General features: G+C 70.2%; 22 protein-coding genes. 9 read left to right on the top strand and 13 right to left on the bottom strand.

All coding sequences use genetic code 11. The annotated features are described in order from the left end of the window. Window positions 1-2: 2 nt before the first annotated feature. The 10 genes from AC30CM_RS03455 to AC30CM_RS03410 all read right to left on the bottom strand — a co-directional run bounded on the left by AC30CM_RS03455 (window position 3) and on the right by AC30CM_RS03410 (window position 10098). A complete protein-coding gene (locus tag AC30CM_RS03455) occupies window positions 3-1115 on the bottom strand; it encodes a branched-chain amino acid ABC transporter permease (RefSeq protein WP_490115426.1) in 1113 nt (370 codons plus the stop codon). Further along, a complete protein-coding gene (locus AC30CM_RS03450; RefSeq protein WP_490115425.1) occupies window positions 1112-1999 on the bottom strand; it encodes a branched-chain amino acid ABC transporter permease in 888 nt (295 codons plus the stop codon). Before AC30CM_RS03450 ends, AC30CM_RS03455 begins: the two co-directional genes overlap by 4 nt. Beyond that, window positions 1996-2721 carry an ABC transporter ATP-binding protein gene (locus tag AC30CM_RS03445; protein WP_490115424.1) on the bottom strand — a complete coding sequence of 242 codons (726 nt, stop codon included), beginning with the start codon at window positions 2719-2721 and terminating at the stop codon, window positions 1996-1998. The genes AC30CM_RS03450 and AC30CM_RS03445 overlap by 4 nt, the downstream gene beginning before the upstream one ends. Next, window positions 2714-3487 (bottom strand): ABC transporter ATP-binding protein, encoded by a 774-nt coding sequence (locus AC30CM_RS03440; RefSeq protein WP_490115423.1) that lies wholly within the window; start codon window positions 3485-3487, stop codon window positions 2714-2716. Before AC30CM_RS03440 ends, AC30CM_RS03445 begins: the two co-directional genes overlap by 8 nt. Next, complete coding sequence (locus AC30CM_RS03435) at window positions 3484-4815, bottom strand: ABC transporter substrate-binding protein (protein WP_490115422.1); 1332 nt, start codon at window positions 4813-4815, stop codon at window positions 3484-3486. The genes AC30CM_RS03440 and AC30CM_RS03435 overlap by 4 nt, the downstream gene beginning before the upstream one ends. Before the next feature lie 96 nt (window positions 4816-4911). Then, entirely contained in the window at window positions 4912-6660 is a 1749-nt protein-coding gene (locus AC30CM_RS03430) for an ABC transporter substrate-binding protein (protein WP_490115421.1), read from the bottom strand. Between the two features lie 57 nt (window positions 6661-6717). Further along, on the bottom strand, window positions 6718-7836 hold the full coding sequence (locus AC30CM_RS03425) for a C45 family autoproteolytic acyltransferase/hydrolase (protein ID WP_490115420.1): 1119 nt from the start codon (window positions 7834-7836) through the stop codon (window positions 6718-6720). Next, window positions 7833-8540, bottom strand: a complete 708-nt coding sequence (locus AC30CM_RS03420) for an SDR family NAD(P)-dependent oxidoreductase (protein WP_490115419.1) — start codon at window positions 8538-8540, stop codon at window positions 7833-7835. The genes AC30CM_RS03425 and AC30CM_RS03420 overlap by 4 nt, the downstream gene beginning before the upstream one ends. Then, a complete protein-coding gene (locus AC30CM_RS03415) occupies window positions 8540-9307 on the bottom strand; it encodes an SDR family NAD(P)-dependent oxidoreductase (protein WP_490115418.1) in 768 nt (255 codons plus the stop codon). The genes AC30CM_RS03420 and AC30CM_RS03415 overlap by 1 nt, the downstream gene beginning before the upstream one ends. Next, window positions 9304-10098, bottom strand: coding sequence for a polysaccharide deacetylase family protein (locus AC30CM_RS03410; RefSeq protein ID WP_490115417.1), 795 nt, complete (start codon window positions 10096-10098; stop codon window positions 9304-9306). Before AC30CM_RS03410 ends, AC30CM_RS03415 begins: the two co-directional genes overlap by 4 nt. Before the next feature lie 152 nt (window positions 10099-10250). On the opposite strand from AC30CM_RS03410, the gene AC30CM_RS03405 reads away from it, so the two are divergent. After that, window positions 10251-12281 (top strand): hydantoinase/oxoprolinase family protein, encoded by a 2031-nt coding sequence (locus AC30CM_RS03405; protein ID WP_490115416.1) that lies wholly within the window; start codon window positions 10251-10253, stop codon window positions 12279-12281. Continuing rightward, the gene (locus AC30CM_RS03400) at window positions 12278-13924 is read left to right on the top strand and encodes a hydantoinase B/oxoprolinase family protein (protein WP_490115415.1); all 1647 of its coding nucleotides are present in this window, start codon (window positions 12278-12280) and stop codon (window positions 13922-13924) included. Before AC30CM_RS03405 ends, AC30CM_RS03400 begins: the two co-directional genes overlap by 4 nt. A gap of 31 nt (window positions 13925-13955) precedes the next feature. Here the strand turns inward: AC30CM_RS03400 and AC30CM_RS03395 are convergent, their stop codons facing one another. Then, on the bottom strand, window positions 13956-15584 hold the full coding sequence (locus AC30CM_RS03395) for a PucR family transcriptional regulator (RefSeq protein ID WP_490115414.1): 1629 nt from the start codon (window positions 15582-15584) through the stop codon (window positions 13956-13958). Window positions 15585-15588: 4 nt separating this feature from the next. After that, window positions 15589-16992, bottom strand: a complete 1404-nt coding sequence (locus AC30CM_RS03390) for an aspartate aminotransferase family protein (protein WP_490115413.1) — start codon at window positions 16990-16992, stop codon at window positions 15589-15591. Between AC30CM_RS03390 and AC30CM_RS03385 the strand changes: the two genes are divergently transcribed. The 4 genes from AC30CM_RS03385 (at window position 16982) to AC30CM_RS03370 (ending at window position 20469) form a co-directional block, all read left to right on the top strand. After that, on the top strand, window positions 16982-17236 hold the full coding sequence (locus AC30CM_RS03385; protein WP_490115412.1) for a hypothetical protein: 255 nt from the start codon (window positions 16982-16984) through the stop codon (window positions 17234-17236). The two genes, AC30CM_RS03390 and AC30CM_RS03385, sit on opposite strands and share 11 nt — an antisense overlap. Before the next feature lie 158 nt (window positions 17237-17394). After that, window positions 17395-18558 carry an MFS transporter gene (locus AC30CM_RS03380; protein WP_490115411.1) on the top strand — a complete coding sequence of 388 codons (1164 nt, stop codon included), beginning with the start codon at window positions 17395-17397 and terminating at the stop codon, window positions 18556-18558. A 182-nt stretch (window positions 18559-18740) separates the two neighbouring features. After that, window positions 18741-20165, top strand: coding sequence for an NAD(P)/FAD-dependent oxidoreductase (locus AC30CM_RS03375; RefSeq protein WP_490115410.1), 1425 nt, complete (start codon window positions 18741-18743; stop codon window positions 20163-20165). A 10-nt stretch (window positions 20166-20175) separates the two neighbouring features. Beyond that, window positions 20176-20469 (top strand): WhiB family transcriptional regulator, encoded by a 294-nt coding sequence (locus AC30CM_RS03370; protein WP_490115409.1) that lies wholly within the window; start codon window positions 20176-20178, stop codon window positions 20467-20469. 4 nt (window positions 20470-20473) lie between these two features. Here AC30CM_RS03370 and AC30CM_RS03365 read toward each other — a convergent pair whose 3' ends face one another. Further along, the gene (locus tag AC30CM_RS03365) at window positions 20474-21844 is read right to left on the bottom strand and encodes an NAD(P)/FAD-dependent oxidoreductase (RefSeq protein ID WP_490115408.1); all 1371 of its coding nucleotides are present in this window, start codon (window positions 21842-21844) and stop codon (window positions 20474-20476) included. 220 nt (window positions 21845-22064) lie between these two features. Between AC30CM_RS03365 and AC30CM_RS03360 the strand changes: the two genes are divergently transcribed. From AC30CM_RS03360 to AC30CM_RS03350, 3 genes are all read left to right on the top strand, one after another. Beyond that, on the top strand, window positions 22065-22742 hold the full coding sequence (locus AC30CM_RS03360) for a TetR/AcrR family transcriptional regulator (RefSeq protein WP_490115407.1): 678 nt from the start codon (window positions 22065-22067) through the stop codon (window positions 22740-22742). Between the two features lie 273 nt (window positions 22743-23015). Then, window positions 23016-23864 carry an ABC transporter substrate-binding protein gene (locus AC30CM_RS03355; protein WP_490115406.1) on the top strand — a complete coding sequence of 283 codons (849 nt, stop codon included), beginning with the start codon at window positions 23016-23018 and terminating at the stop codon, window positions 23862-23864. Between the two features lie 37 nt (window positions 23865-23901). Then, window positions 23902-24693 (top strand): amino acid ABC transporter permease, encoded by a 792-nt coding sequence (locus tag AC30CM_RS03350; RefSeq protein ID WP_490115405.1) that lies wholly within the window; start codon window positions 23902-23904, stop codon window positions 24691-24693. Window positions 24694-24705: the final 12 nt, after the last annotated feature.

Raw genomic sequence — 24705 nt, 5'->3', positions numbered from 1 at the left:
CGTCACCGAGGTGGCGGGGGCGCCCCGGGGGCGTCCGGCGCCTCGTCTTCGTCGGTGTCCTCGTCGGTGTCCTCGTCGGTGTCCTCGTCGATCCAGTCGTCGAGCCGCCGCCGGTAACCCCCGGCGAACGCGACGATGCCGCGGGGCACGGCCACGATCATGACGAGCAGGATCAGTCCCAGCACGATGAGCCGGACGTCCGGCCAACTCTGCAGCCGCGCCTGCACGAAGGCCATGATCACGGTGCCGACGATGGGTCCGGTGACGGTCCCGAGCCCGCCGACCACCAGCATCGTGACCAACAGCGTCATGGGGGCCAGACCCATCAGCGTGGGCGCGACGACGCGGAACGCGAAGGCGTACACCGCGCCGGCCAGGCCCGCGAAGAAGCCGGAGATGCCGAAGACGACCATCTGCATGACGCGGGGGCTGATGCCGCGTGCCGCCGCGAGCGTCGGATTGTCGCGCAGCGCCACCAGTCCGGAGCCCAGCGGAGACCGCACCAGCGCGAAGATCGCGCCGGCCGTCAGCATCGCGACACCGACGGCGACGGCGTAGTGCACGCGGTCGCGGGTCAGGGCATCGAGCGAGTCGGCGCCGAACCCGGAGAAGCCGGACAGACCGTACGTGCCTCCGGTGAGGCCGGTGCCATCGGCGACGACGAGCAGCCTGACCACCTCGCCGAAGCCGAACGTCATGAGGGCCACGTAGATTCCGCGCAGTCGCAGCGCCGGCAACGACAGCAGGACCGATACCGCCATGGCGGCCACACCGCCCAGCAGAATCGACACCACCACGGGCAGCCCGGTGTGCAGGCTGGTCAAGGCGGCGACGTAGGCCCCGATCGCGTAGACCGCCAGCTGCCCGAAATGCCACACCCCGGAGAAGCCCAACACCAGGTTCCAGCTCTGATTCAACGTCAGCCACACCGCGCCCAGGATGGCCACCGACAGCCAGCTGCGGTCCGGCACGGCGAACGGCAGCACGACCGCGAACAGCAGCGCGGCGGTCAACGCGATCCAGCGCGGGCGCGGCCACCCCATCTCACGCGCCGACCAGGCGTGCCGCGCTGCGCGGGTCGGGGTCGGGATGTTCGTCGGGGTCGGGATGTTCACAGCCGGGCCTCCTGCGGCTTGCCGTCGATTCCCCACGGACGCACCAGGAGGACGACGAGGATGAACGCGTACAGCACCGGCAACGCGAACGTGGAACTCCAGTAGATGGACACCGCAGCCTGGACGAACCCGATGACGTACGCCGCGATGACCGTGCCGCGGACGCTGCCCAGACCCGCGAAGATCGCCACGATCATGGCCTGTAGCAGTGGCAGATCACCGGCGTTCGGGTAGACGAAGTACACCGGCGCCAGGAGCACGCCTGCGACGCCGGCCAGTGCCGCGGCGATGCCGATGGTGAGCACGTAGACGCGTGCGGAGGGAATGCCCATCAACCGTGCCGCGTCACCGTTCTGTGCGACGGCGGTGATGGCCAATCCATAGCGCGACCGCGCCAGGAAGGCGCCGAGCCCCACCAGTGCCACGATCGCCACGGCGGCCATCAGGATCGAGTGGAACGTGATCGACACACCCGCCACGAGATCGACACGGCCGGCGAGCAACTCGGGAAACGGCTTCTGTCGTGGGCCGAAGACGGCGAGGACGAGGCTCTGCACGATGGTCGCGATGGCGAACGTGGAGATGAACGCCGTCATCTCGAAGTCGATGCCGATCCTGCCGACCAACGGCCGTACGCCGGCGTAATAGGTCAGCACGCCCAGGACGAACGCCACCGCCGCGGCGAACACCAGTGACAGCCACACCGGCATGCCCCAGTCCGCGACGAAGACGTAGGCCGCCATGCCGCCGACCATCACCATGACGCCCTGAGCCATGTTCAGCACGCGCAACGTGCCGTACACCAGGCTCATGCCGATGGTGATGAGGGCGAGGATCGATCCCTGCACCACCGTGCTGACGAGGGTCTGCAGGAGCAGGTTCACGACGACATCCCCAGGTAGGTGGCCGCCACCGCGGGATCGCTGAGCACCCGGTCCACGGTGCCCGACGCTCGCACCTGCCCGTTCTCGAGGAGCACGAGGTGATCGGCGACGTCGCGCACTCGCGAGAAGTTCTCCTCGACCAGCAGGATCGTCTGTCCGGCGGCGTGGATACGGGCGATCTGGGCGTACACCTCGTCGACGAGGACGGGTGCCAGGCCGAGGCTGGGTTCGTCGATCATCAGGACGACCGCATCGGCCATCAGCCCCCGCCCGAGCGCCACCATGCGGCGTTCACCGCCCGACAGCGTGCGGGCACGCTGGTTGGAGCGTTCGGCGAGCCGGGGAAAGATCTCGTAGACCTCGGACAACCTGCGTGCGCGTGCGGCCCGCCCCTCCTTGCGCAGGAACCCGCCGAGGGTCAGGTTCTCCAGCACGGTCATGTCGGGGAACAGCAGGTCACCCTGCGGGATGTGCACCAGACCGCACGCGGCGATGCGCTCGGGTCGCAGGTGCGTGATGTCGCGTCCTGCGAGCGACATGACACCCGTGCGCGGCGTCACCAACCCGCTCGCCGCACGCAGCAGCGTGGTCTTGCCGTGACCGTTGGGACCGATCACCACGGTGAACTCGCCGGCGCGCACCGTCAGGTCCACACCGTGCAGCACCGTGGTCGCGTCGTATCCCGCGGTCAGATCGCGGATCTCGAGCAAGACGTCATTCATCGTCGGACTCCGCATCCGTCTCGGCCGGGGATTCCCCCAGGTACACGCGCACGACGTCCTCGTGTGCCGCGACCTCGCGCGGCGTGCCCTCGAACAGCACGGTGCCCTGGTTGAGGATCAGCACGCGGTCCGACAGGGCCATCAGCGCCCGCATGACGTGTTCGATCAGCACGATCGTCACTCCGCGGCGCTTGATCCTGGCCAGCAGGTCCATCAGGTCGTCGATCTCGGGAGGAGTGAGGCCGCCGAAGGGTTCGTCCAGGAACAGCATCGCCGGGCCCGTGGCCAAAGCGGACGCGATCATCAGCCGCTTCTTGTCGAAGACCGGCAGCGGCCCGGCCTGCTGCCGTGCGACGGCTGCCAGACCGGTGAACTCCAGCTCCGACCACGCGGCGTCGAGCGCCGCACGATCCTTGCGCAGCGCGCTCAACCAGCTTCTGCCGCTGCCGAACTGAGCTCCCACGACCGCGTTCGCCAACACCGTCTGCGTGTCGAAGACGGCCGGATGCTGGAACGTGCGCGCGATGCCCCGGTGGCAGATCTGCGTGACGCTGGCCCGCGCGATCGACTCGCCGCGGAGGCGCACCTCGCCGGCGTCGGTGCGCACCAACCCGGTGACGAGGTCGAAGAACGTGGTCTTGCCTGCCCCGTTGGGCCCGGCGATGCCGAAGATCTGGCCTTCGAGCACCCGCATCGACACCCCGTCGACGGCGGTCAGACCGCCGAAACGCTTGGTCACGGCGTCGGTTTCGAAGATCGGGGTCATCGGCCGGCCAGCCACGGCGGCAGCGCGAAACGCCCCTGCGTGTACGGGTCCGGTGACAGCAGCACCTGCTTGCCGTCCTGGATCTGGTAGGTCAGGTGCGGCATCGCCAGGCTGGGGTCGTCGACCTTGTCGGGATAGGGCACGGCGGTCAGCTCGGTCTGATCGAACGCATACGTGCCGACGACGCCGCGGAACACGGTGGCCTTGAGGAACTGGTTCACGCGCGCGAAGTCGTCGGGATCACCGGCCTGGGCGGCCGCCCGCGCCCACAGGCGCACGGCGTCGTACTGGGCGCCGGACTGGCTCAAGCCGGCCGGCGCACCGTACTTGCCCTGGTACCGCTGGCGGAAGTCGGTGCCGATCTGGTCGGGCAAGGTGCCGATGGTGGTGGACCACAGCACGCCGTTGGCGGCACCCTTGGCCAGGTCCAGGTACTCCGGCACGCTCGGTCCGTATTGCTGATACAGCAGCGAAGGCGTTGGTGCGCTGGCGAATTGCGTGGCGAAGCTGGCGAGGTCACCGGCCAGGTAGTCGGTGATGAAGATGAGCCCCGGGGGATTGGCGCGGATGCGTGCGAGCTGCGGTCCCCAGTCCGCGTTGGGCGCGGTCACCTCGTCGTAGAACGTGATGTCCCACCCGAGCTTTCGGAGGCCGTCTTGGAAGACGGTGGCGATCGAGATGCTGTAGGAATCGTTGCTGGCGATGACGGCCGCGGTGTTGGCCGACGGCCGCCACGTGCCAGAGTCGATCCACCGCCGCATCAGCTGGATGAAGCCCTCGGCGTACCAGATCTCGGTGGGGCACACCTGGTAGATGTTCGTGATGCCGTGCTCGACGACGAAGTCGGTGTTGTCCTGCAGCGTATTGGCATGCAGCATCGGCACACCCGCATCGCCGTAGATCTGGTACTCGGCCGACGTCGTGGTGGTGTAGCCACTGAACACCGCGGACACGCGTTCCTGCGACACCAGTCGCTGGGCGGCCTGGATGAAGTTCTCCGGGGCCTGATCGGAGATGTCGGCGGTGACCAGCCGAACCGGACGGCCCGCCACCCCGCCTGCGCCGTTGACGTCGTCGAGCGCCATCTCTGCGCCGCGCACCATCTCCTGGCCGTCACCGGAGTACGGGCCGGTCAGCGGCGCCACGCTGCCGATCGTGATGGGCGCGCCCGTCGCACCGCCACCGGCCAGCCCCGACCCCGCCGGCTTGACCGTCCACGCCGCGCCACCGCCCACCACGACGCCACCGAGGCCGGCGATCCCCAGTCCGTTGACGAAGTTGCGGCGCGAGACGCCGCGCGGTCTCGCGGTGCGTGGGGTGTCCGGCATGTATCCGCTCCTCGGCCGATCGAACGTGAGGAGAAGTACAGCCAATTCGCCCCGGCACCACATCCGTCATCTGACGGACGGGTCCGATCACCCTGGTCAGGCCGTCTTGCCGGGGGCGCACCAGGAGGGCACGCGGAACCGCGCGCACGACCCGAACGGCTCCGGCGCCAACGCGCGGTGGGTGCCGCCCTGGATCTGATAGACCATGTGCGCCTGGCCCATCGAGGCGTCGGGCGTCAGATCCGGATACGACAGGGTCGACTGGCTGGTCTCGCCGAAGTAATAGACGCCGTTGACCCCGCGGTGCGGCCAGCGGCGGAGGTAGCGCACCACGTCGCCGGTGTCCCGGGTGGCCGTCGCGCTCCACGCCGCAGCCAGCAGGTTCACCTGATCGTATGCCGCGCCGGCCTGTGACCACCCGGGCGCGCGGCCGAAACGCGCCGCGTACTGGTTGCGGAAGCGGCGCCCCAGCACGTCGTCGTAGGTCCCGGTGGTGGTCGACCAGATGATGCCGTCGGAGGCACTGCCGACGGAATCCTGGAAACGGGGGATCGACGGGCCGTACACGCAATACACCAGCGATTCCAGACCGGCGGCGACGAACGCCTGGTGAAACGCCGCGACCTCCTGGTCCAAGAAGTGCGTCACCATGACGACCTCCGGGTCGACGGCCGCGATGCGCCGGGCGACGCGCGCCCAGTCCGTGCTCGGCACCGGGACCCGGATCAGTTCGGCGAGAGTCCAATTCGCCTGACCCGCGGTGGCCAGGAAGTGCTCGTTGGTGACGCGGGTACTCGTGGTCGCCGCCTCGATGCTGACGATGCGTCGCGAGCGTGGTCGCCACACCCCGGCCGCCTCGAGCTCGGTGAGCAGTCGGATGAGACCGACGCCGTAGAACGTCTCGGACGCGCAGGTCTGGAACACCGCACCGTAGCGCCGCGGATCGGACTCGGCATGCGCGACCTGCTCGGCGTAGGTCGCGGTGTGCAGGAACGGCTTGCCGAAGTCGGCGACCGCGTCGATCACCGCGGAGTTCTCCGCGCTGGCGTAACTCGTCGTGATCGCGTCGACGTCGTGGGCGAACAACCGGGCCAGCCCGCGTTCGACGCTGGCCCAGTCGAACAGGTCGACGTCGGAGGCGAGCAGTTCGAGGCGTCGACCGCCGACGCCGCCGGTGGCATTGATCTCCTCGACCGCCAGCGTCGCGCCGTGGCGCACCTCGACGCCGTCGGCCGCCGCGGCCCTGACCGGGATGAGCGCCCCGACGGTCATCGGACGCTTGCGCGGGTAGGCCGGGCGCAACGGGGGTGCGGGCGAGCGCGGCACGGCCGTGACGATCGACTCGAGTTCGACGATGCCGATGCCCGGAGTGCCGTCGACGCCGCCGGGGATCGGCAGACGCAGCAGTCCCGAGTCCACCGCGAGTGCGGCCAGACCCCCGCGCGTGCCCTGGTCCAGTTTCGTCAGCAACCGCTCGATCTGCGTGGAGACCGTGCGTGCACTCGTCCCCAGCCGCTCGGCGATGCCCACGTTCGTCAATCCGAGGGCCAGCAGCGTCAGCACGTCCACCTCGCGCAGCGTGACGCCGCGCGGCATCTCGACCTCGGCGACGCGGAGGGTGACCCGCGATCCGGCGACCCGTGCAGGGCCGACGGGATCGTCGTGCGTCCGCACCAGGTGGATCGACAACCACGCGTCGTCGGCGCGCCACAGGAAGCGCAACGAATCCCTGGCCGTCGCCAGGAAGCCCACGGCGTAGTCCACGACGCGGTCGGGTACCGCGGGATGCGCGGGGCGGTGGCGCGCATCCGCCTCGACGACCAACTCGGCGACGACCTTCGACATCGAACTCCCTTGGCGCGGTGCCGCGATGCGCGGCGATCCTGCGACGTGGCCCGAACTCTACGCCCAGGACGGGCCGTAATCGCGTAGCAACCAGGTGCCGCCGCAGGGATTGCCGACCGATACGTGTGCGCGGCGCCGACCCGGCTCGAAGATCGCGCCCGTCGCGGTGGTCCACCGGTCCATCGCATGGGTGTCGGGGTCGGGGTGGCAGCAGATGCCGGCCGGGTGGCCCGCGTGGTCTGCGAGGATGCGCTTCCACTCCTCGACCCCGCCACCCGGCGCCTCGCGGGCCAGGCGTCGCACCCGCTGCAGCCGGAACAGCGAGTCGGCCATGAGCGCGGTTCCGACGTCCACCACGGTGCCCGCGGGGGCCACCGAGAAGTGGTTGGCGTGCAGCAACAGCCCGTCGTCGTCGGGGACCGCCCAGGCCATGTCGGCGGGGCCGCCGGGCCGGGTCTCGGCGTCGGCCACCAATCCCTCGCCGGAACCGAAGAGATAGTTGGCCGACGACGACCGGTGCGCCGACTGCAGCACGGTGGCGGCCTCCGTCGGGGTGCGGCAGTCCAGCAGCGCGCGCAGCAGCACGTGGTAGGGCACCCCGGGTGTCCCGGCATCGGCGGCGGTCACCAACGCGTTGGTGGCCAGTGCCAGACCCGCCGAGTTCATGCCCAGCTTGGCCAACAAACCGGCCTCCACCACGGTCATGAAGGCCGGTCCCTCGGTGGGCGTGGACTCGACCAGCACGATGGTGTCGGCGGAGAACACGAGCCAGTCCCAGGTTTGACCGATCAGTTGCTCACCGTCGGCGGTGCGTGCGGCGAAGGAGGTGCACTCGAGTACGGGTGGCCGACGCGCGTCGGCGGCCCGCACCTTCGCGGCGAAGAGGATCTCGGTGCGCAGGTTCATCGCGAGGACGTCGACGAAGTCCAGCCCCGCGCCCTCGGCGATGCCGGCCATCTCGTCGACGGACGCTGGATGGAACTGCTGGATCGGTTCGACGAAGGGGAGGGCCTCGGCGCGCACCCGGTCCCAGTCCCAGGTCGCGAAGTGCGCGTACACCTCGGCGTAGGCGTCACGGGTGCGCCGCACCCGCTCGGCAGCCTGCGATCCGTACTGCAGGCCGCGGTCGCGGGCATCGCCCGCCACGGTCACGATGGGCAGTTCGTGGGTGGTCACGAGACGAGATACCCTCCATCGACGGTGATTTCGCTGCCCGTGACGTACGACGACTGCGGACCAGCCAGGAACAGGCAGACCTCGGCGACCTCCTCGGCGCGGCCCAGCCTGCCGAGCGGCAGCGTGCGCAGGAACGCCTCGTAGGCCGGCGCGTCGTCGACGAGCGTGGTCATGGCCGTGTCGATGACGCCCGGCAGCACGCCGTTCACGCGGATGCCGGCGCGGGCCCACTCCACGGCCAGCTGCCGCACCAGCGCGCTGACCGCACCCTTGCTGGCGGCGTAGGTGACGCTGGGTTCGACGGCGTCGCCCCGCAGCGCGGCCACCGAACCCAGCAGCACCAGTGAGCCGCCGGTACCTGCCGACATCATGGTCTGGGCCACGGCGCGCGCCATCACGAAGGTGCCGCGCGCGTTGATCGTCGACGTCTCGTCCCACGCGTCGGCATCGACGTCGGTGGCGGCCCGCACCCGGTAGATGCCCGCGGCATGCACCAGGGCGTCCGGTGCGCGTCCCCACCGAGCGGTGATCGCATCCAATGCGGCCGTCGCCGAATCGAAGTCGGCGACGTCGACGTGGTGGATGCGGGCATCGGCGGCCGTGTCGCGGTCCAGACGTGCCACCGTCCACCCGCGTGCCTCGGCACCGTCGGCGACGGCGGCGCCGATGCCCGACGCGGCCCCGGTGACGACGAGATGCCCCATCAGCTCACCACGATCCCGCCGTTGACGCCGATCGTCTGCCCCGTGACGTAGCCGGCGTCGGCGCTCAATAGCCAGGTCACCGCGCCGGCGACGTCGTCACCCGTGCCGTGTCTGCCCAGCGGCACCTCGGACCGCAGCCGATCCTGCATGCGTTCCGGTTCGATGCCGGCCGCGCGCGCCTGCAAGGCGATCTCCTCCTCGTGCATGCGGGTCATCATGTACCCGGGGGCGACGGTGTTGACGGTGATGCCGAACGGGCCCAATTCCAGTGCCAGACACTGTGACAGCCCGTGCAGCGCGGCCTTCGACATGACGTAGGCGGCTCCGCCGACCACCGGCCGCTGCGCATACACCGAGCCGACGTTGACGATGCGCCCGCCGCGCTGCGCCTTGAGGTGCGGGATGGCGGCCTGACACAGCTGGACGGTGCCGATCAGGTTCACCTCGAGGGTGCGCCGCACGTCGGTCATCGCCACGGTGTCGAGATTGCCTCCGGGACCGCCGATCCCGGCGTTGTTGATCACGGCATCCAGTCGCCCGAACGAGGCCATCGCCGCGCGCACCAGGGCCTGCGCGGTGTCGGGATCGGCGATGTCGGCGACCGCGGTGCGCACCCGACCGTCGTGGGTGCCCGCAGCGAAGCGCTCCTCCACCTCGGCGCTGACGTCGGACGCGACCACGCACCAGCCGTCGGCGAGCAGCCGACGAGCGATGCCGGTGCCCAGGCCGTTCGCCGCGCCGGTCACGATGGCGCTGCGCGGGGTCACGACACCAGCCCGGCGACGTCGCGAACCGGCGCGATCCACGCCCCGCCGTCCACGAGGCGGCGGATGATCCGGTCGAGCAGCGCCAGCCGTGAGGGCCGGCCGATGAGGAAGGGATGCATGGTCAGCATGACGTGCGCTCCCAGGTCGGCGATGCCGTCGATCTCCGCCGACCACAGGGCGTGCACCTCGTCGACGGTGCGGATGGTCCTGCCCCAGTCGGCACGGGCGCCGGAGAACCAGAAGTGCGGGGCGTCGTCGAACAGCCACGACACGGGCACCTCGACGATCCCGCCGGGATGCCGGTACGGCGTGATGTCGTCCATCAGGTTCGAGGAGTACCGAAACCCGTACGCGCCGAGCAGCTCGAGGGTGTGCGGGCTGAAGTCCCACGACGGCGAGCGGTAGCCGACCACGTCCGCGCCGAGACCGCGCAGTGAGTCGAGGCCGCGGACCAGCTCGGCCTCCTCGTCCTCGCGGGACAGCGCCATCGGGGATCGATGGGTGTAACCGTGGTGGGCCACCTCGTGCCCGGCGGTCAAGATGTCGCGAACCCGGTCGGGATGGCGGTCGGCGTCGGCGCCGCAGACGAAGAACGTCGCGGTCACCCCGTGGCGGGCCAACAGGTCGAGGATCAGGGGGATCGCGACCTTGGGGCCGTAGGCCCCCTGCGACAGCACGCCGGGGCGTTGCGCGTTGGCCGGGTCCTCGCCGATCCATACCTCCTCGGCGTCGAAGTCGAACGTGACGCTCGCCGCGTACCGCGCGCCACCGGGCCAGGGTCGTGCTGCCATCCTCGCGATTGTGGTCGCCGCCGCCCGGGCCGGCATCCGCAATCTGACGTAGTGACCGTCCGTCGATTGACGCATGACGCGGCCCGGCGGGGCGGCTGTACTGGCACCTCGACGAACGGTTCGACGAGAGGGAGCCCGTGAAGGACTGGACGGTGAGCATCGACGCCGGCGGCACGTACACCGACGCAGTGGCGCGCTGCGCCGACGGTCGGGTGGTGGTGGCCAAGGTGGCCTCGACCCCCGACGACCCGGCGCGCGGCCTCGGCAACGCGGTGCGCACCCTGGTGCGGCGCGGCGTGCCGGTGGCCGACGTCGCGCTGCTGTGCCACGGCACCACGGTGGCGACCAACGCGGTCCTCACCGGCAACCTCGCGCCGGTGGCGCTGCTGACCACCCGCGGGTTCCGCGACGTCATGGGCTATCGGCAGTCGAGCCGCCCCGACGTGTACAGCCTCACCCCGGTTCGTCCCGCCGAACTCGTCGAGCGTCACGCCCGCATCGAGGTCGACGAGCGGCTCACCAGCACCGGCGAGGTCTTGACGCCGCTGACCGACGCCGAGGTGGAGCGCGTCGTCGCCGAGATCGCCGCCCTCGACGTCCGGGCCGTCGCGGTGAGCCTGCTGTTCAGCTATCTCGACGACACCCACGAACGACGGCTGGGAGCGGCGCTGCGAGCGGCGCTGCCCGACGTGCCGGTGACGCTGTCCAGCGAGGTGGTCCGCGAGTTCCGGGAGTACCCGCGCACCGCCACCACCGTGCTGAACGCGGCGCTGCGCCCGGTGATCGGGGGGTACCTGGAACGTGCCGCGACGGCACTGGGCAATGCCGGGGTCACGTCGTCCTTCCTGGTGATGCAGTCCAACGGCGGGTGCGCACCCGCGGGTCGCGCCGACGCGGCCGCGCACCGCCTGGTGCTCTCCGGCCCCGCGGGCGGGGTGGCCGGTCTCATCGCCGCCGCCCGGCGCCATGACCTCGACGACGTCATCAGCCTGGACATGGGAGGGACGTCCACCGACGTGTGTCTCGTTCGCGGACGACGGATCCCGTTCACCACCTCTCAGGTGGTCAGCGACCACGTGCTGGTGGCCCCCACCGTCGACATCCACACCATCGGCGCCGGCGGCGGCAGCGTGGCGTGGCTCGATGCGACGGGGCGCCTGCGGGTCGGACCGCGCTCGGCCAAGGCGGTGCCCGGCCCGGCGAGCTACCTGCGCGGCGGAACCGAACCCACCATCACCGACGCGCACGTCGTGCTCGGCACGCTGGGCACCGAAGAACTCGCCGACGACCTGGTACTGGACCGCGCCGCGGCGGTCACCGCGGTGGACCGCGTCGCGGGCCCGTTGGGCATGACCACCGATGAAGCGGCAGAGGCCATCCTGGCGATCGGCCTGGCCCACATGGTGCGCGCCGTGCGCAAGGTCAGCGTGGAGCGGGGGCTCGATCCCCGTCGGTTCACGCTGGTGCCGTTCGGGGGCGCCGGGCCGCTGCACGCCGGTCTGCTGTTGCGGCACTTGGGATTGCGGTCGGTGCTGGTACCGCTGTGGCCGGGGTTGTTCTCCGCCGACGGCCTGCTGGTCGCGGGTCTGCGGATCGACGATTCGCAGACGGTGCTGACCGCGTTCGACGACGCCGCGACACCGCGCATCGCCGGGTGGTTCGAGGAGGCGGCCGCTGCGGCCACCCAGCGACTGCTGCGCGACGGGGCGCCACCGGAGGGCGTGGCGGTGACGGCATCGGTCGATTGCCGCTACCTCGGTCAGGGCTATGAACTCAACGTGGCCCTTGCCGGGTGGGACGAGGCCGCACTGAGCGCGATCCCGGAGGCCTTTCACGCGGCACATGCGGAACGTTACGGCCACGCCAACCTCGGCGAACCCGTCGAACTGGTGACCGTGCGCATCGCCGCCGTCGGCACGTACCGCCGGCCCGTCGACGCCCCGGTCCCCACCGGTGCCGCGCCGGCCCCCGCGCCGGTGGCCCACCGCGAGGTCCGCATCCCGGGCTTCGCCGCCGCCCAGGTCCCGATCTACGACCGTGCCGGGCTCGCCGTCGGCGCACGATTCACCGGGCCGGCGATCGTGCAGCAGATGGATTCGACCACGGTGCTACTCGAAGCGCAGCACGCAGAGGTGCTGGCAGGTGGCGACCTGCTGATCACCGAGAACGGAGAAAATCGATGAATTCCGTTGCGCACGAGGTGGATACCGTCACCTTCGAGGTGATGGCCGCGGCACTGCAGTCGGCGGCCGAGGAGATGGGCGACGTCGTCAAGCGTTCGAGCTACAGCCCCATCATCCGCGACATGGACGACTTTTCCTGCGCGCTGTTCACGGCATCGGGTGACCTGGTGGCCCAGGCCGACTACATCCCAGCCCAGCTGGGCGCCATGTCGCTCGTGGTCGCGTCCATCATCGAGCGGTGGCGAGGCCGGGTCGCCGAGGGCGACGTCTTCATCTCGAACCATCCCTTCATGGGCGCGATGCACCTGCCGGACGTGAACGTGATCGCGCCGGTGTTCGTCGATGGTCGACTGGTCGCCTGGGCGGGTACCGCCGCACATCACATCGACGTCGGTGGCGTCAATCCCGGCAGTGAGGGACCGGAACTGGAGGACATCTTCGGTGAGGGCCTGGTGCTGCCTCCCGTGCGGCTGGCGGTGGCCGGGGTGGAGAACGAGGACCTGATCGCGGTGATCACCGAGAACATCCGCGACCCGCGCAGCACCGTCAGCGACCTGCGGGCGCAACGCGCAGCGTGCGCACTTGGCGGCGAGCGCGTCGTCGAACTGGTGCGACGATACGGCGTCGCAGCATTTCTGGAGGTGATGGAGCGCATGCTCGACTCCGTGGAACGGGGCGTGGCGACCGCACTGCGGGCGCTGCCCGACGGGACGGGAGAAGCCGAGGGCTTCCTCGACGACGACGGCCGAGGTGGGCCCCCCGCCCGGGTCCACGTTCGGGTGGCCAAGCGGGGTGGACGGCTGGCGATCGACCTGTCCGGGTGCGACCGGCAGGTGGCGGGTGCGATGAACGTGCCGTGGGCGAGTTCCCGGGCCGGCGTCGTCTACGCGGTACGAGCCGTCGTCGCACCGGATCTCGGTGCCAACGACGGGCTGCTGCGCGTCGTCGACGTCGACGCACCGCTGGGCAGCGTCCTCAACCCCGAGCCGCCCGCGGCGGTCTCGGTGCGCCACAACACGTGTCAGCGCTTCGCCGACACGCTGATCCGGGCGATGGCCGACATGTGGCCGCAGCTGGCGGTGGGCAGCAGCACGGTGAGCTTCTTCTGTTGCAACGTGGGTTCGGTGAGTCCGCTGACGGGTCGCCCGTCGGTGATGGCCGACGTCGTCGGCGGCGGCACCGGGGCCACCGCGCTCGGTGACGGCATCGACGGTGTGGACACCTACATGTCCAACGTCGGTGTGATGCCGGTCGAGGTGGTCGAGACCAACTACAGCGTGCGCGTCCTGCGGTGCGAGTTCATCCCCGGTTCCCAGGGGCTCGGGCAGTTCAACGGCGGCCTCGGCCTGCGTCGGGAGTACCAGATCGTCGGCATGCCGCAGCGCGTCACGTTCTACTCCGAGCAGACCCATCCCGAGTTCGCGCCTCGCGGGGCGCACGGGGGTGGCGACGCGCGAGCCACCACCGTCACGGTGATCGGTCCCGACGGCACGGAGCTGACCGGATTGCCCGACAAGGCGTCGCTGACACTGCAACCCGGCACCGTGCTGCGCGTCGAGACGGCCGGGGGCGGTGGCTACGGCGATCCGTGCGCCCGCGACGAGCGTGCCCGCGACGACGATCGCCGCAACGGGCGCGTGTGATTCGTGGAGCATCCGTCGCGCTCAGCGCGACTCACGCTCCACGAATCGCCGCTTCGGCCTCCAGGGCCATCACCGCGGCGTGCAACGACGTGCACACCCGGGCCGAGGTGAGGTCGACGCGCAGGATCTTGGCGATGACGTCGAGCCGCTCGTAGAACGCGGCGCGCGACATGGCGGCGGTGCGCGCGGCGACCGACTTGTTGCCGCGACACTCGAGGTAGGTCGACAGCAGCCGAAGCATGTCGGTGCCGTGCTGCGCGTCGTAGTGCAGGAGGGGGTCGAGCGTGCGCGCCACGAACGCCTGCAGGCGGGGATCGCCGGTGAGCGTCACCAGCAGGCCCCGCACCCCGAGTTCGGGCAACTCGTGAAAGAGCCGATCTCCGTGGGGTTCTGCGCGGTAGGCGCGCTCGACCTGGACGGCCTCGGAGATGGATCGCCGGACGTCGGCCAACCGGGTCACCGTCGACCCGACCCCGATGCGGGCACCCGCGCAGCGGGCCCGCACCGCACGGGCCAGGCGGGTGAGGACGTCGGCACGTTGCCCGTGATCCTCGAGGCCGACCAAAACGCAGACGACGTCGTCACCCCGGGGGGTGAGCAACGTGGGCAGACCGGTGGCGCGCGTGGCCTCGGCGACGAGCCTGCCGAAGTCGCGTCCGGCGGGCCCGCCGTCCGGCGTGCGCACCACGACCCCGACGAGCAGCTTGCGCCGCAATCCGACGCCGAGTGCGTCCGTGCGTGCCAGCACGTCGTCCTCGCTGCCGTACCTGCGCTCGATGACGTCGCTCAACAGCGAGCGCTGCGCCAGCGCGCCCGGGTCCTCGTCGTCGCGGGTGAGCATGCGGTGCAGCGTCAGCGCCACCGAGGCGCGTTCGACGATCACCAGGTGTTCCGCCGTGGGCCTGCCGCGAGGCAGCAGGATCAGTCGGCCCACGGGCTCTCCGTCGACCTCCACGTTGGTGACCACCCACTCCTCGGGTCCGCACACCGCCGCCCGGCCGGTCGAGACCGCCTCGCGGGAACGGGCGGCCCATCGGTTCAGCAGCTGGTCGACCGGCATGCCCGAGGCATCGCAGGCCAGCACGCGTCGGATGAGGTCCTCGAACACCACTGCGGCGTCGGCCATTCGGGCGGCTGCCGAGACGATGTCGGCGACCGTGGCGCCGGTGACGGTCAACGAGGTGAACACCTCGTGCGCCTTGTCCGAGAGCCGCAACGTCGCCATCTGGTGTTCGAGGATGCGGGCGTGCACGGCCTCGGTGAGGCGCACGAACTCCACCGGTCGATGCAAGACGACGAGCGGTACGGCGTGCCGCTCGCAGGCGGCGACGAGCGCCTCGGGGGCCGTGGCGAACCGCGTGCCGTACTCCAGGAGCAATCCGCTGGCCCCGGCGTCTTCGAGCCGCGAGACGTAGGTCTCCCATGCATCGGCGGAATCGGTGAGCGCGAAGCCGGTGGTGAGCACCAGCTCACCACCGCGCAACAGCTCGTCGATCTCGGCCAGCTCGGCCACGTGCAGCCATCGCACGCGACGCGCGAGGTGCGCGTCGCCTGCGATGACCTGCGGGCGCCCGAGTTGCGTTGCGGGCATGGCGATCACGTCGGCGACGGTGGGTAGCGTCGCGTCCGCGGGGCCCGGCAGCGCAGAGGTCGGGCGCACCGGCTCAGAGCATGTTGCTGGCGCGACCGAGGACGTCGGACAGGATGTCGTAGATCGCGTCGAACTCGGCCTGGCCGGAGATCAGCGGCGGGGCGAGCTGCACCACTGGGTCGCCACGGTCGTCGGCGCGGCAGTACAGACCGGCCTCCCACAGCGCGGGGGTGAGGAACCCGCGCAGCAGGCGCTCACTCTCCTCGTCGTTGAAGGTCTCCTTGGTGGTCTTGTCCTTGACCAGTTCGATGCCGTAGAAGTAGCCCTCGCCGCGCACGTCGCCGACGATCGGCAGCTCGAGCAGCTTCTCCAGCGTCGCGCGGAAGGCCGGCGCGTTGGTCTTCACGCGGTCGTTGAGGCCCTCGCGCTCGAAGATGTCGAGGTTGGCGAGCGCGACGGCGGCCGAGACGGGGTGTCCACCGAAGGTGTAGCCGTGGCCGAACACCGTGTGGCCGTCGTTGAACGGCTCGAACAGGCGATCGGAGGCGACCATCGCACCCAGCGGCGAGTAGCCCGACGTCAGGCCCTTGGCGCTGGTGATGATGTCGGGGACGTAGTCGAAGTCGTTGCAGGCGAACATCGAACCGATGCGGCCGTAGGCGCAGATGACCTCGTCGGAGACCAGCAGCACGTCGTATTCGTCGCAGATCTCGCGCACGCGCTGGAAGTAGCCGGGGGGCGGCGGGAAGCAGCCGCCGGCGTTCTGCACCGGCTCGAGGAACACGGCCGCGACGGTCTCGGGACCCTCGAACTCGATGGCCTCGGCGATGCGGTCGGCGCAGTACTGGCCGAAGGCCTTCTCGTCGTGGGCGAACTGCGCAGGTGCGCGGTAGAAGTTCGTGTTGGGTGCCCGGAACCCGCCCGGGGTCAGGGGCTCGAAGGGAGCCTTGAAGGCGGGGATGCCGGTGATGGCCAGGGCGCCCTGGGGCGTGCCGTGGTAGGCGATGGCCCGGGAGACGACCTTGTGCTTGCCCGGCTTGCCGGTCAGCTTGTAGAACTGCTTGGCCAGCTTCCACGCCGACTCGACGGCCTCGCCGCCGCCGGTGGTGAAGAACACGCGGTTCAGGTCACCGGGGGCGTAACCGGCGATGCGCTCGGCGAGCTCGACCGCGGGCGGGGTGGCGTAAGACCACAGCGGGAAGAACGACAGGGTCTCGGCCTGCTTGGCTGCGGCCTCGGCCAGCTCGGCACGGCCGTGGCCCGCCTGGACGACGAACAGCCCGCTCAGGCCGTCGATGTACTGCTTGCCTGCGTCGTCGTAGATGTGGACGCCCTCGCCGCGGGTGATGATCGGCGGGGTGATGCCCGCGCCGTGGCGAGCGAAGTGGCCCCACAGGTGGCGGTTGGCCTTGGCGGCCAGCCCGCTACCCGAGCCGGAGGCCGACGTGGTTTCTGGCGTTTCGGAGATGATCGTCATCGAGAACCTCAATTGTGTTGCAGTTCAATACTTTATCGGTCACATGTCATGGCGATGGCTGAATATCACTCCCGGATCGGCACGCGTCCTCGTCGTCGATGGCGCGCGACGGTTCCCGCCGACAGCCTCGGCCGGATCCGGCGTGATTCCGCGCACATCAGCATTCTGCACCGATTTCGTGTGCGATGGCAAGGTGGGCAACGAAAAGGGTCGTCAGGGGGCTCCCAGACGATTGAAACCGTAGGTATCAGAGCCGACGGCATCGGCTAGGGTAGCGGGGGACCGGTCGACAGCCTCGGCGTCGCCGGACCTGCACATCGAACTCGGCCACCCATCGGATGAATTGCGCGCGAACGCCGTTCGGCGCCGTCGCACGGTCGGCCTCGACCAGGAACGGGATGGATGCGGAGCTATCTGGCCCTGCTGCGGATTCCCCACGTCGCCAGAATCACCGCGTGGCAGCTGTTCGCCCGTCTGCCGCTGGGCATGTTGTCGCTGGCGATCCTGCTGCACGTTCGCGCCACCACCGGCTCGTACGGCCAGGCGGGCGCCGTGGTGGCGTGCGTGAGCGTCGCCGAGGCCATCGTGATGCCGCTGACCGCACGCCTGGTCGGTGTCGTGGGGGTGGTCCCGGTGATGCTGCCGGCCGCGCTGGTCAACGGTGCCGCGATGGTCGGCATGGCCACCGCACCGCCCAACGCGCTGGTGCTGTGCGTGCTGGGCGCTCTGGTCGGCGCCTCGGTCCCACCCTTAATGCCCGTGGTGCGAGCGCTCTACCCCCAGCTCGTCCCGCCCGACGTGGTGCGGGCGCTGTTCGCCCTCGACACCTCGGCCCAGGAACTCATCTGGGTCATCGGACCGGTCGCGGCGACGTTCCTGGCCACGACGGTGTCGACGGCGATCCCCCTGCTGGCCGCCGCGGCCATCACCGTCGCCGGCTGCGTGGGGTTCCTGACCTCGATCCAGCGCCGCACGCCGCGCGTCGAGCGCAACCAGTCGTCGTTCGGCCGGGTGCTGCTGCAGAAGCAGGTCGTGCTCGCCATGGTCGCCAGCCTCGCGCTGGTGGCCTCGTTCATGGCGCTGGAGGTGGGCGTGGTCGCCCAGTACGGCCACGACGGCGTCGTCGCCGGCATCGCGATCGCCGTGTCGAGCATCGGCTCCCTGATCGGTGGCGTCCTGCTGGGACACCGTCACCTCGGGATGAGCGGCCTGGTGGCCATGCTCGCCATCGTCGCCGCCGGGACCGCCGCCACCGGCGTCTTCGACGTGCTCGCCATCCAGCTGATCGTGCTGTTCGCGTCGGGCTTCGGCTTCGCGCCCGCCCTGGCCACCATCTACCTGATGGTCTCCGACGGGGTGGCTGGTGACGCGGCCACCGAGACGTTCGGCTGGTTGAACACCGGAGCCCTGGCCGGTGGCGCCATCGGCACCGCGATCGCCGGCGTCGCCGGCGATGCCTGGGGCCCGTCCGGGGCGTACGCGGTCGCCACGGTGCTGGGCGTGGTCTCGGCGCTCAGCCCGCTGGTGGTGCGAATGACCGGGCCGATCCGTGGTCTGACGACGTGATCGCCGAACGGACAGGATGTCGGAATTCGGCGCGATTTCGACGCATACTGTCCGTGGCAGCGCCTCGTGGCGTGGCGCACACTGGCCAAGACGCGGTGCAGCCCACGATCGACGGCTGCCGGCCCGCCGCCACTCACGGCCGCGGGCGGCGTCACCCACCGAAGCGTTGGAGATACCTCGAGATGTCCCGGACCGTATTCGAACGACAGCCGGCCAGCGACCGCGCGATCGACCACGCGTTGGCGACCACGCGTTCGGAGGTGTTCTGGACCGCCGACGTCGGCGACGCGCGGCGGTACCCGTCCCTGACCTCGCCCGGCCACTACGACCTCGTCGTCGTGGGCGGGGGATACACGGGGTTGTGGAGTGCGCTGCAGGCGGTACGGCGCGATCCCGGAATTCGGGTGGCCCTCCTGGAGGGTCATCGGATCGGGTGGGCGGCGTCGGGGCGCAACGGCGGCTTCGTCGAGGCCAGCCTCACCCACGGTGAGGAGAACGGGCACAGCCGATGGCCGCAGGAGATGGCGACGCTCGACCGCCTCGGTCTGGAGAACCTGGACGGCATCGAGCAGACCGTGTCCACGCTGGGCCTGGATTGCGACTTCGAACGTCCCGGCGTGCTGTCGCTGGCCGTCGAGGACTATCAACTCGACTACCTGCGCTCGGAACCCGACACCGCCGAGTCGACGTTCCTGGACGCCGCGGCCACGCGGGCCCAGGTGAACTCGCCGACCTACCTGGGTTCGCGCTTCACCCGCCATCGGACGGCGCTGGTGCATCCGGCCAAGCTCGCGCACGAACTGGCGCGCGCCTGCGACGAGCACGGCGTCGACGTCTTCGAGGAGACGCCGGTGGCGGGGCTGTCCGGCGGCCGCGGCGGAGCCCCGATCCGGCTGGCCGCTGCGGCCACTCACGTCACGGCCGACCGGGTCATCCTGGCCACCAACGCATTTCCGTCGCTGCTGAAACGCTACCGGTACCACACCGTTCCGGTGTACGACTACGTCCTGGTGACCGAGCCGCTGACCGCCGACCAACTCGACGAGATCGGCTGGCGGGGGCGGCAGGGACTCGCCGACACCGCCAACCAGTTCCACTACTACCGGTTGACCGCCGACGACCGCATCCTGTTCGGTGGATACGACGCGATCTACCACTACGGCCGCCGCATCGATCGACGCTTGGAGGACCGGCCGGCCACCTATCGCAGGCTGGCCAGCCACCTGCTCACCACGTTCCCGATGCTCGAGGGCATCCGGTGCACCCACCAGTGGGCGGGCGTCATCGACACCTCGACGCGGTTCTGCGCGTTCTTCGGATCGGCGCATCAGGGGCGGACGGCCTACGCCGCGGGTTTCACCGGTCTGGGCGTCGCCGCCACCCGGTTCGCCGCCGACGTCATGTTGGACCGGACGTCGGGTCGCCGTACCGAGCGCACCGAGCTGGACATGGTGCGGTCGCTGCCGCTGCCGTTCCCCCCGGAGCCGCTGAGCTGGGTGGGCATCACCGCGACGCGGTGGTCACTCGACCGCGCCGACCACTCCGGTGGGCGGCGAAACCTGTTCCTGCGCACGCTCGATGCGGCGGGCCTGGGCTTCGATTCGTGAGGAGCCGCTCGTGACGTCACCCCGTTCGGTCCCCAGGCGCCGGGTGGTGCTGCGCTCGCGCGACGCCGGCCCGTGGCACCAGGACGCTCGCTGCCGCGGCATCCCGGTCGACACGTTCTTCCCCGACGGCGGCCGCGGCCGCGCGCTGCACGGCCGGGAGGCGGCCGCCAAGGCGGTGTGCGTCGGCTGCCCAGTGCTCGAGGGCTGCCTCGAGCACGCCATCCGCACACCCGAGCGGTTCGGCATCTGGGGCGGGCTCACCGCGCGGGAACGCGACGCCCTGACCCCCCAGCCGTCGAGCTGACCCGTCAGCGGCCCGCCACCAGGTCGGCCGCCCGCGCGATCGGCGAGCTGGTCGCCCGGCCCCGGAACTCACTGCGGTCCGCTGCCCGATAGGCGGCATAGATGCCGTGCACCGCGACGAAGCGCAGCGGCTCGACCTCCCACTTGCGGGCCCGGTGGCCGACCCAGGGCAGGTGCACCAGCTCGGTGTCGCGGCCCAGCACCAGGTCGCACAGCGTGCGTCCCGCGAGGTTGGTGGCGGTGACCCCGGTACCCACGTAGCCCCCGGCATACCCGAGGCCGCTCGCGCGGTCGTGGTTCACCGCGGCCGACCAATCCCTGGGGACGCCCAGCACGCCCGACCAGGCGTGGTCGATGGCCGCCGAACACGCCGCGGGGAAGAACCGGCGCAGCAGTGCGGTCAGGGTCTCGATCGCCGCGGGCTGCGTCGTGCCGTCGGTGTCCACGGCCGATCCGAAGCGATAGGGGACGCCGCGACCGCCGAACGCGATCCGGTCGTCGGCGGTGCGCTGGGCGTACATGTAGACGTGCGCGAAGTCCCCGAGCGTCTCGCGGCCGTTCCAGCCGATGGACTCCCACGCCGCCGCGGGCAGCGGCTCGGTGACGATCATGGACGAGTTCATGGGCAGCCAGGTGCGGTGCTCGGCGGCGAGGTTCGCGGTGAACCCCTCCGTCGCCCGCAACACGTGCGCGGCGCGCACGGCACCGAAGACGGTGTCGGCGCGGCCCGGGGTGATGGCGGTGACCGGGGTGTTCTCGTAGATGGTCACGCCGAGGCGTTCGACCGCCTCGGCCAAGCCCCTGGCGAGCTTCGCCGGGTGCAGCCGGGCGCAGTGCGGATGCCAGATGCCTCCGAGAGTGCCTGCGACGTTGATGCGTTCGGCGCTCTCGGTGGCGCTGAGCAGTTCGACGTCGGTATGGGGCCAGCGCGCGGCGGCGGTCGCCGTCGCCGTCAGCCGGGCCAATTGTGCAGGGGTGTAGGCGACGTTCAGCTCGCCGCCGCGGTGGATGTCGGCGTCGATGCCCTCGGCCGCGGCCACGGCCATCACTTCGTCGATCGTGGCGTTGAGCGCTGCCTGGTGGGCGTTGGTGGCGTCGCGGCCGCTGGTCTTGGCCATGCGGTCACGGCCGCCGGTGATGTCGTTGGTGAGCCAACCGCCATTGCGGCCCGAGGCGCCGAATCCCGCGAACCGCGCCTCCAGCACGGCGATCCGCGCGTCGGGTTGCGCCTTCTTCAGGTAGTACGCCGTCCAGAGCCCGGTGTAGCCGGCCCCCACGATCGCGACGTCGACGTCGATCGACCCGGGGAGTGCGGGCCGCGGCTTGGGCACCCCGAGTTGCTGCCACCAGAACGACACGCCGCCGTTGGCCGTCACGACGACACCTCGACGACTCGAGAACGACGACTCGACACGCGCTACTCCTTCATGGTCGACGACCCCGCCGGGACCCCACGCGGGGTGCGGGAATCACAGTATGGGACCGGCTGCGGGGCCCGGCGTCCGACAACGTGTCTTCCGCCGAGGTCCAATCGAGGCGGAGTGTCGGGCACGCGTCGGGCGGCGGTCGGGCGGGGCGCTGTGTCACAGTTGACGGGTGAAGTACGGGCCGGACTTTCAGCCGGGGGTGGTGGACTGGTCCTCGACGCGCGGCCGGATTCTGCTCGCCGCGTCCGAACTGTTCGCGCAGCGCGGCTATTTCGGGACGTCGACGCGCGACATCGCGGACGCCGTCCAGATCCGGCAGCCCTCGCTGTTCCACCACTTCCAGGCCAAGCACGAGATCTACCGGACGCTCGTGGGACTGGATCTGGGACCCACGATCGAACGGATGAACGCGCGCCTGGCCGAATCGTCGACCTGGGCGGAGAAGTTGCACTTCGCGATCTCGTGCGACGTCCGCGAGATCCTGGTGCAGCCGTTCGACGCCCGCGGCCTGTATCAGGATGCGGTGCTGGCGTTGCCGGAATTCGCCGACGAGCGCGCCGGCATCGCGCGGTTCCACGAACAGATGGAGACCGTGGTCGACGGCGGCTGCCGCGCGGGTGAATTCGTGCCGAGTGAGCCGAGTTTCGTCGTGCGTGCGGCCAACGGCGTGCTCTTCGAGACGCTGCGCGAGCAAGGTGGGCCCTCCGGCCGCATGCGGCAGGAGCGGCCCCTGCAGGCCGCCGACTTCGTGGTGCGCGCGCTGCTGGTGGATCAGGATCGCCTGCCCGGCATCCGCGAGGTGACGCTGGGTCGGTTGCGCGATCTGGAACCGGCCGCCGCCCCCTGAGCCGAGTGGCCACCACCTGCCGGCGGGTCTGGGTGGGGGCCTGGGCGGGGGCCTCGGTGGGGGGCCTCGGTGGGGGCCTGGGCGGGGGCCTCGGTTGGGAGCCTGGGTAGGACCTTGGTGATGGGCCCGGGATGGGCGGGCCACGTGACCGTTGCGTTAACGGTGTTACGACTTGCGTCAAAGGGTTCCCTATCGGCCGATAGTGCCCTATCGTTCGATAGGACGCCAGGTGTGACCTGGCATACACCGGCTGACCGCTCACCTGGAGGAACAGTGAAGAAGACGTTGATCGCCGGCATCGCCGGGTTGGCCGCCCTCGGGCTGGTGGGTTGTTCGTCGTCGTCGAACGAGGCGGCGCCCACCCCGACGGGACCGCCCAAGGTGCAGCCCCCGGCCATCCTGGAGGCGGGCACCCTCACCATCTGCGCGCCCAACGACGGCACGCCGCCCAACGTGTACCACGACGAGTCCGGCAGCCTGATCGGCAGCGAGGTCGACCTGGGCAAGGCGCTGGCCGCGCAGATGGGGTTGCAACCCAAGTTCCACGAGTCGTCGTTCGCGACGGTCATCCCCACGCTGCAGGCCAAGCAGTGCGACGTGATCATGGCCCAGCTGTACATCAAGCCCGAGCGCGAGGCCGTCGTCGACTTCGTGCCCTACGTGTACTCCGGCACCGGCATCGCCGTCTCGAAGCAGAAGCCCGCCGACATCACCGGACTCGACGACAGCCTGTGCGGCAAGAAGGTCGTGCTGGCGGTGGCGACCACCGCCGAGTCCCTGGCCCAAGAGCAGTCCGACAAGTGCACGGCGGCGGGCAAGGCCCCCGTCGACATCACCCGCGCCAACCAGGCCGACGTGTCCATTCAGCAGGTGCAGAATGGTCAGGTCGACGCCTACATGGACACCGCGGAGACGCTGGGCTACTACCAGACCAAGACCGGTGCCCAGATCACGTCGGTGGGCAAGCCGTTCGGGACCATCAAGATCGGCGCAGCCACGCTGAAGAACGACACCGCGCTGCACGACGCCATCGCGGCGGCACTCGGCGAACTCGAGGCCAACGGCACCTACTCGAAGATCCTCGACGAGTGGGGCATGACCGACCTCGCCATCGACAAGTAACCGGCCCGACCTCACCAGGTTCACGAAAGGCGCTACCGTGCAATTCGATTGGGACTTCTTCTGGAAGGCGCTGTTCACTCCCAGCGACAACTTCCTCAACGGGCTGGTGTTGACCATCGTGATCTCCGTGATCGCGATGGTGCTGGCCACGCTGCTGGGCCTGGCCGTCGCGCTGATGCGGCGATCGTCGTTCGCCGGGCTGCGCTGGTGCGCCGGGTTCTACATCTGGGTGATCCGTGGAACCCCGCTGCTGGTGCAACTGGTCATCATCTACACCGGCCTCGCCGCCGTCGGGCTCTACCAGTTCCACGACGTGTCACTGCTCGGGCTGTCGGTCAAGGCCGCCGTCCAGGCGGCGATCATCGGGTTGATGATCAACGAGAGCGCCTACATCGCCGAGATCATCAGGGCAGGACTGGATTCCGTGCCCAAGGGGCAGTTCGAGGCCGCGGCATCGCTCGGCATGACGCCGGCGCGGCTGATGCGCTTCGTCATCGTCCCGCAGTCGCTGCGCGTCATGGTCCCGCCGATGGGCAACTCGTTCAACGGCATGATGAAGACCACCTCGGTGCTGTCGGTGATCGGCGTCAGCGAGATGTTCCTCGTCACGCAGTCCATCAGCTCGGCCACGTTCCACACCTTCGAGATCTTCATCGTCGCCGCCATCTACTACCTGGCGTTGACCACGGTGTGGACCTTCATCCAGGCCGCCATCGAGAACCGGCTGACGCGTCAGCTCGGCATCGAGGTCCGCGTACCCATCACCCAGCGGCTGCTGGGCGCACGCCGCGGTGCTGCCGCCGCCACGACCCTGCAGCCACACGGATGACGAGACTTCCTC

The organism is Mycobacterium sp. DHQP2018-32-09, assembly GCF_058148405.1.
This window is presented reverse-complemented; position numbering and strand designations above follow the sequence as displayed.

What these genes read in the sequence shown, in the direction of transcription:
- AC30CM_RS03380 (WP_490115411.1), top strand. Translation starts at nt 17,395, where the DNA reads ATGCGGAGCTATCTGGCCCTGCTGCGGATTCCCCACGTCGCCAGAATC.
- AC30CM_RS03445 (WP_490115424.1), bottom strand. Translation starts at nt 2,721, where the DNA reads ATGAATGACGTCTTGCTCGAGATCCGCGATCTGACCGCGGGATACGAC.
- AC30CM_RS03420 (WP_490115419.1), bottom strand. Translation starts at nt 8,540, where the DNA reads ATGGGGCATCTCGTCGTCACCGGGGCCGCGTCGGGCATCGGCGCCGCC.
- AC30CM_RS03435 (WP_490115422.1), bottom strand. Translation starts at nt 4,815, where the DNA reads ATGCCGGACACCCCACGCACCGCGAGACCGCGCGGCGTCTCGCGCCGC.
- AC30CM_RS03375 (WP_490115410.1), top strand. Translation starts at nt 18,741, where the DNA reads ATGTCCCGGACCGTATTCGAACGACAGCCGGCCAGCGACCGCGCGATC.
- AC30CM_RS03390 (WP_490115413.1), bottom strand. Translation starts at nt 16,992, where the DNA reads ATGACGATCATCTCCGAAACGCCAGAAACCACGTCGGCCTCCGGCTCG.
- AC30CM_RS03385 (WP_490115412.1), top strand. Translation starts at nt 16,982, where the DNA reads ATGATCGTCATCGAGAACCTCAATTGTGTTGCAGTTCAATACTTTATC.
- AC30CM_RS03400 (WP_490115415.1), top strand. Translation starts at nt 12,278, where the DNA reads ATGAATTCCGTTGCGCACGAGGTGGATACCGTCACCTTCGAGGTGATG.
- AC30CM_RS03410 (WP_490115417.1), bottom strand. Translation starts at nt 10,098, where the DNA reads ATGGCAGCACGACCCTGGCCCGGTGGCGCGCGGTACGCGGCGAGCGTC.
- AC30CM_RS03430 (WP_490115421.1), bottom strand. Translation starts at nt 6,660, where the DNA reads ATGTCGAAGGTCGTCGCCGAGTTGGTCGTCGAGGCGGATGCGCGCCAC.
- AC30CM_RS03440 (WP_490115423.1), bottom strand. Translation starts at nt 3,487, where the DNA reads ATGACCCCGATCTTCGAAACCGACGCCGTGACCAAGCGTTTCGGCGGT.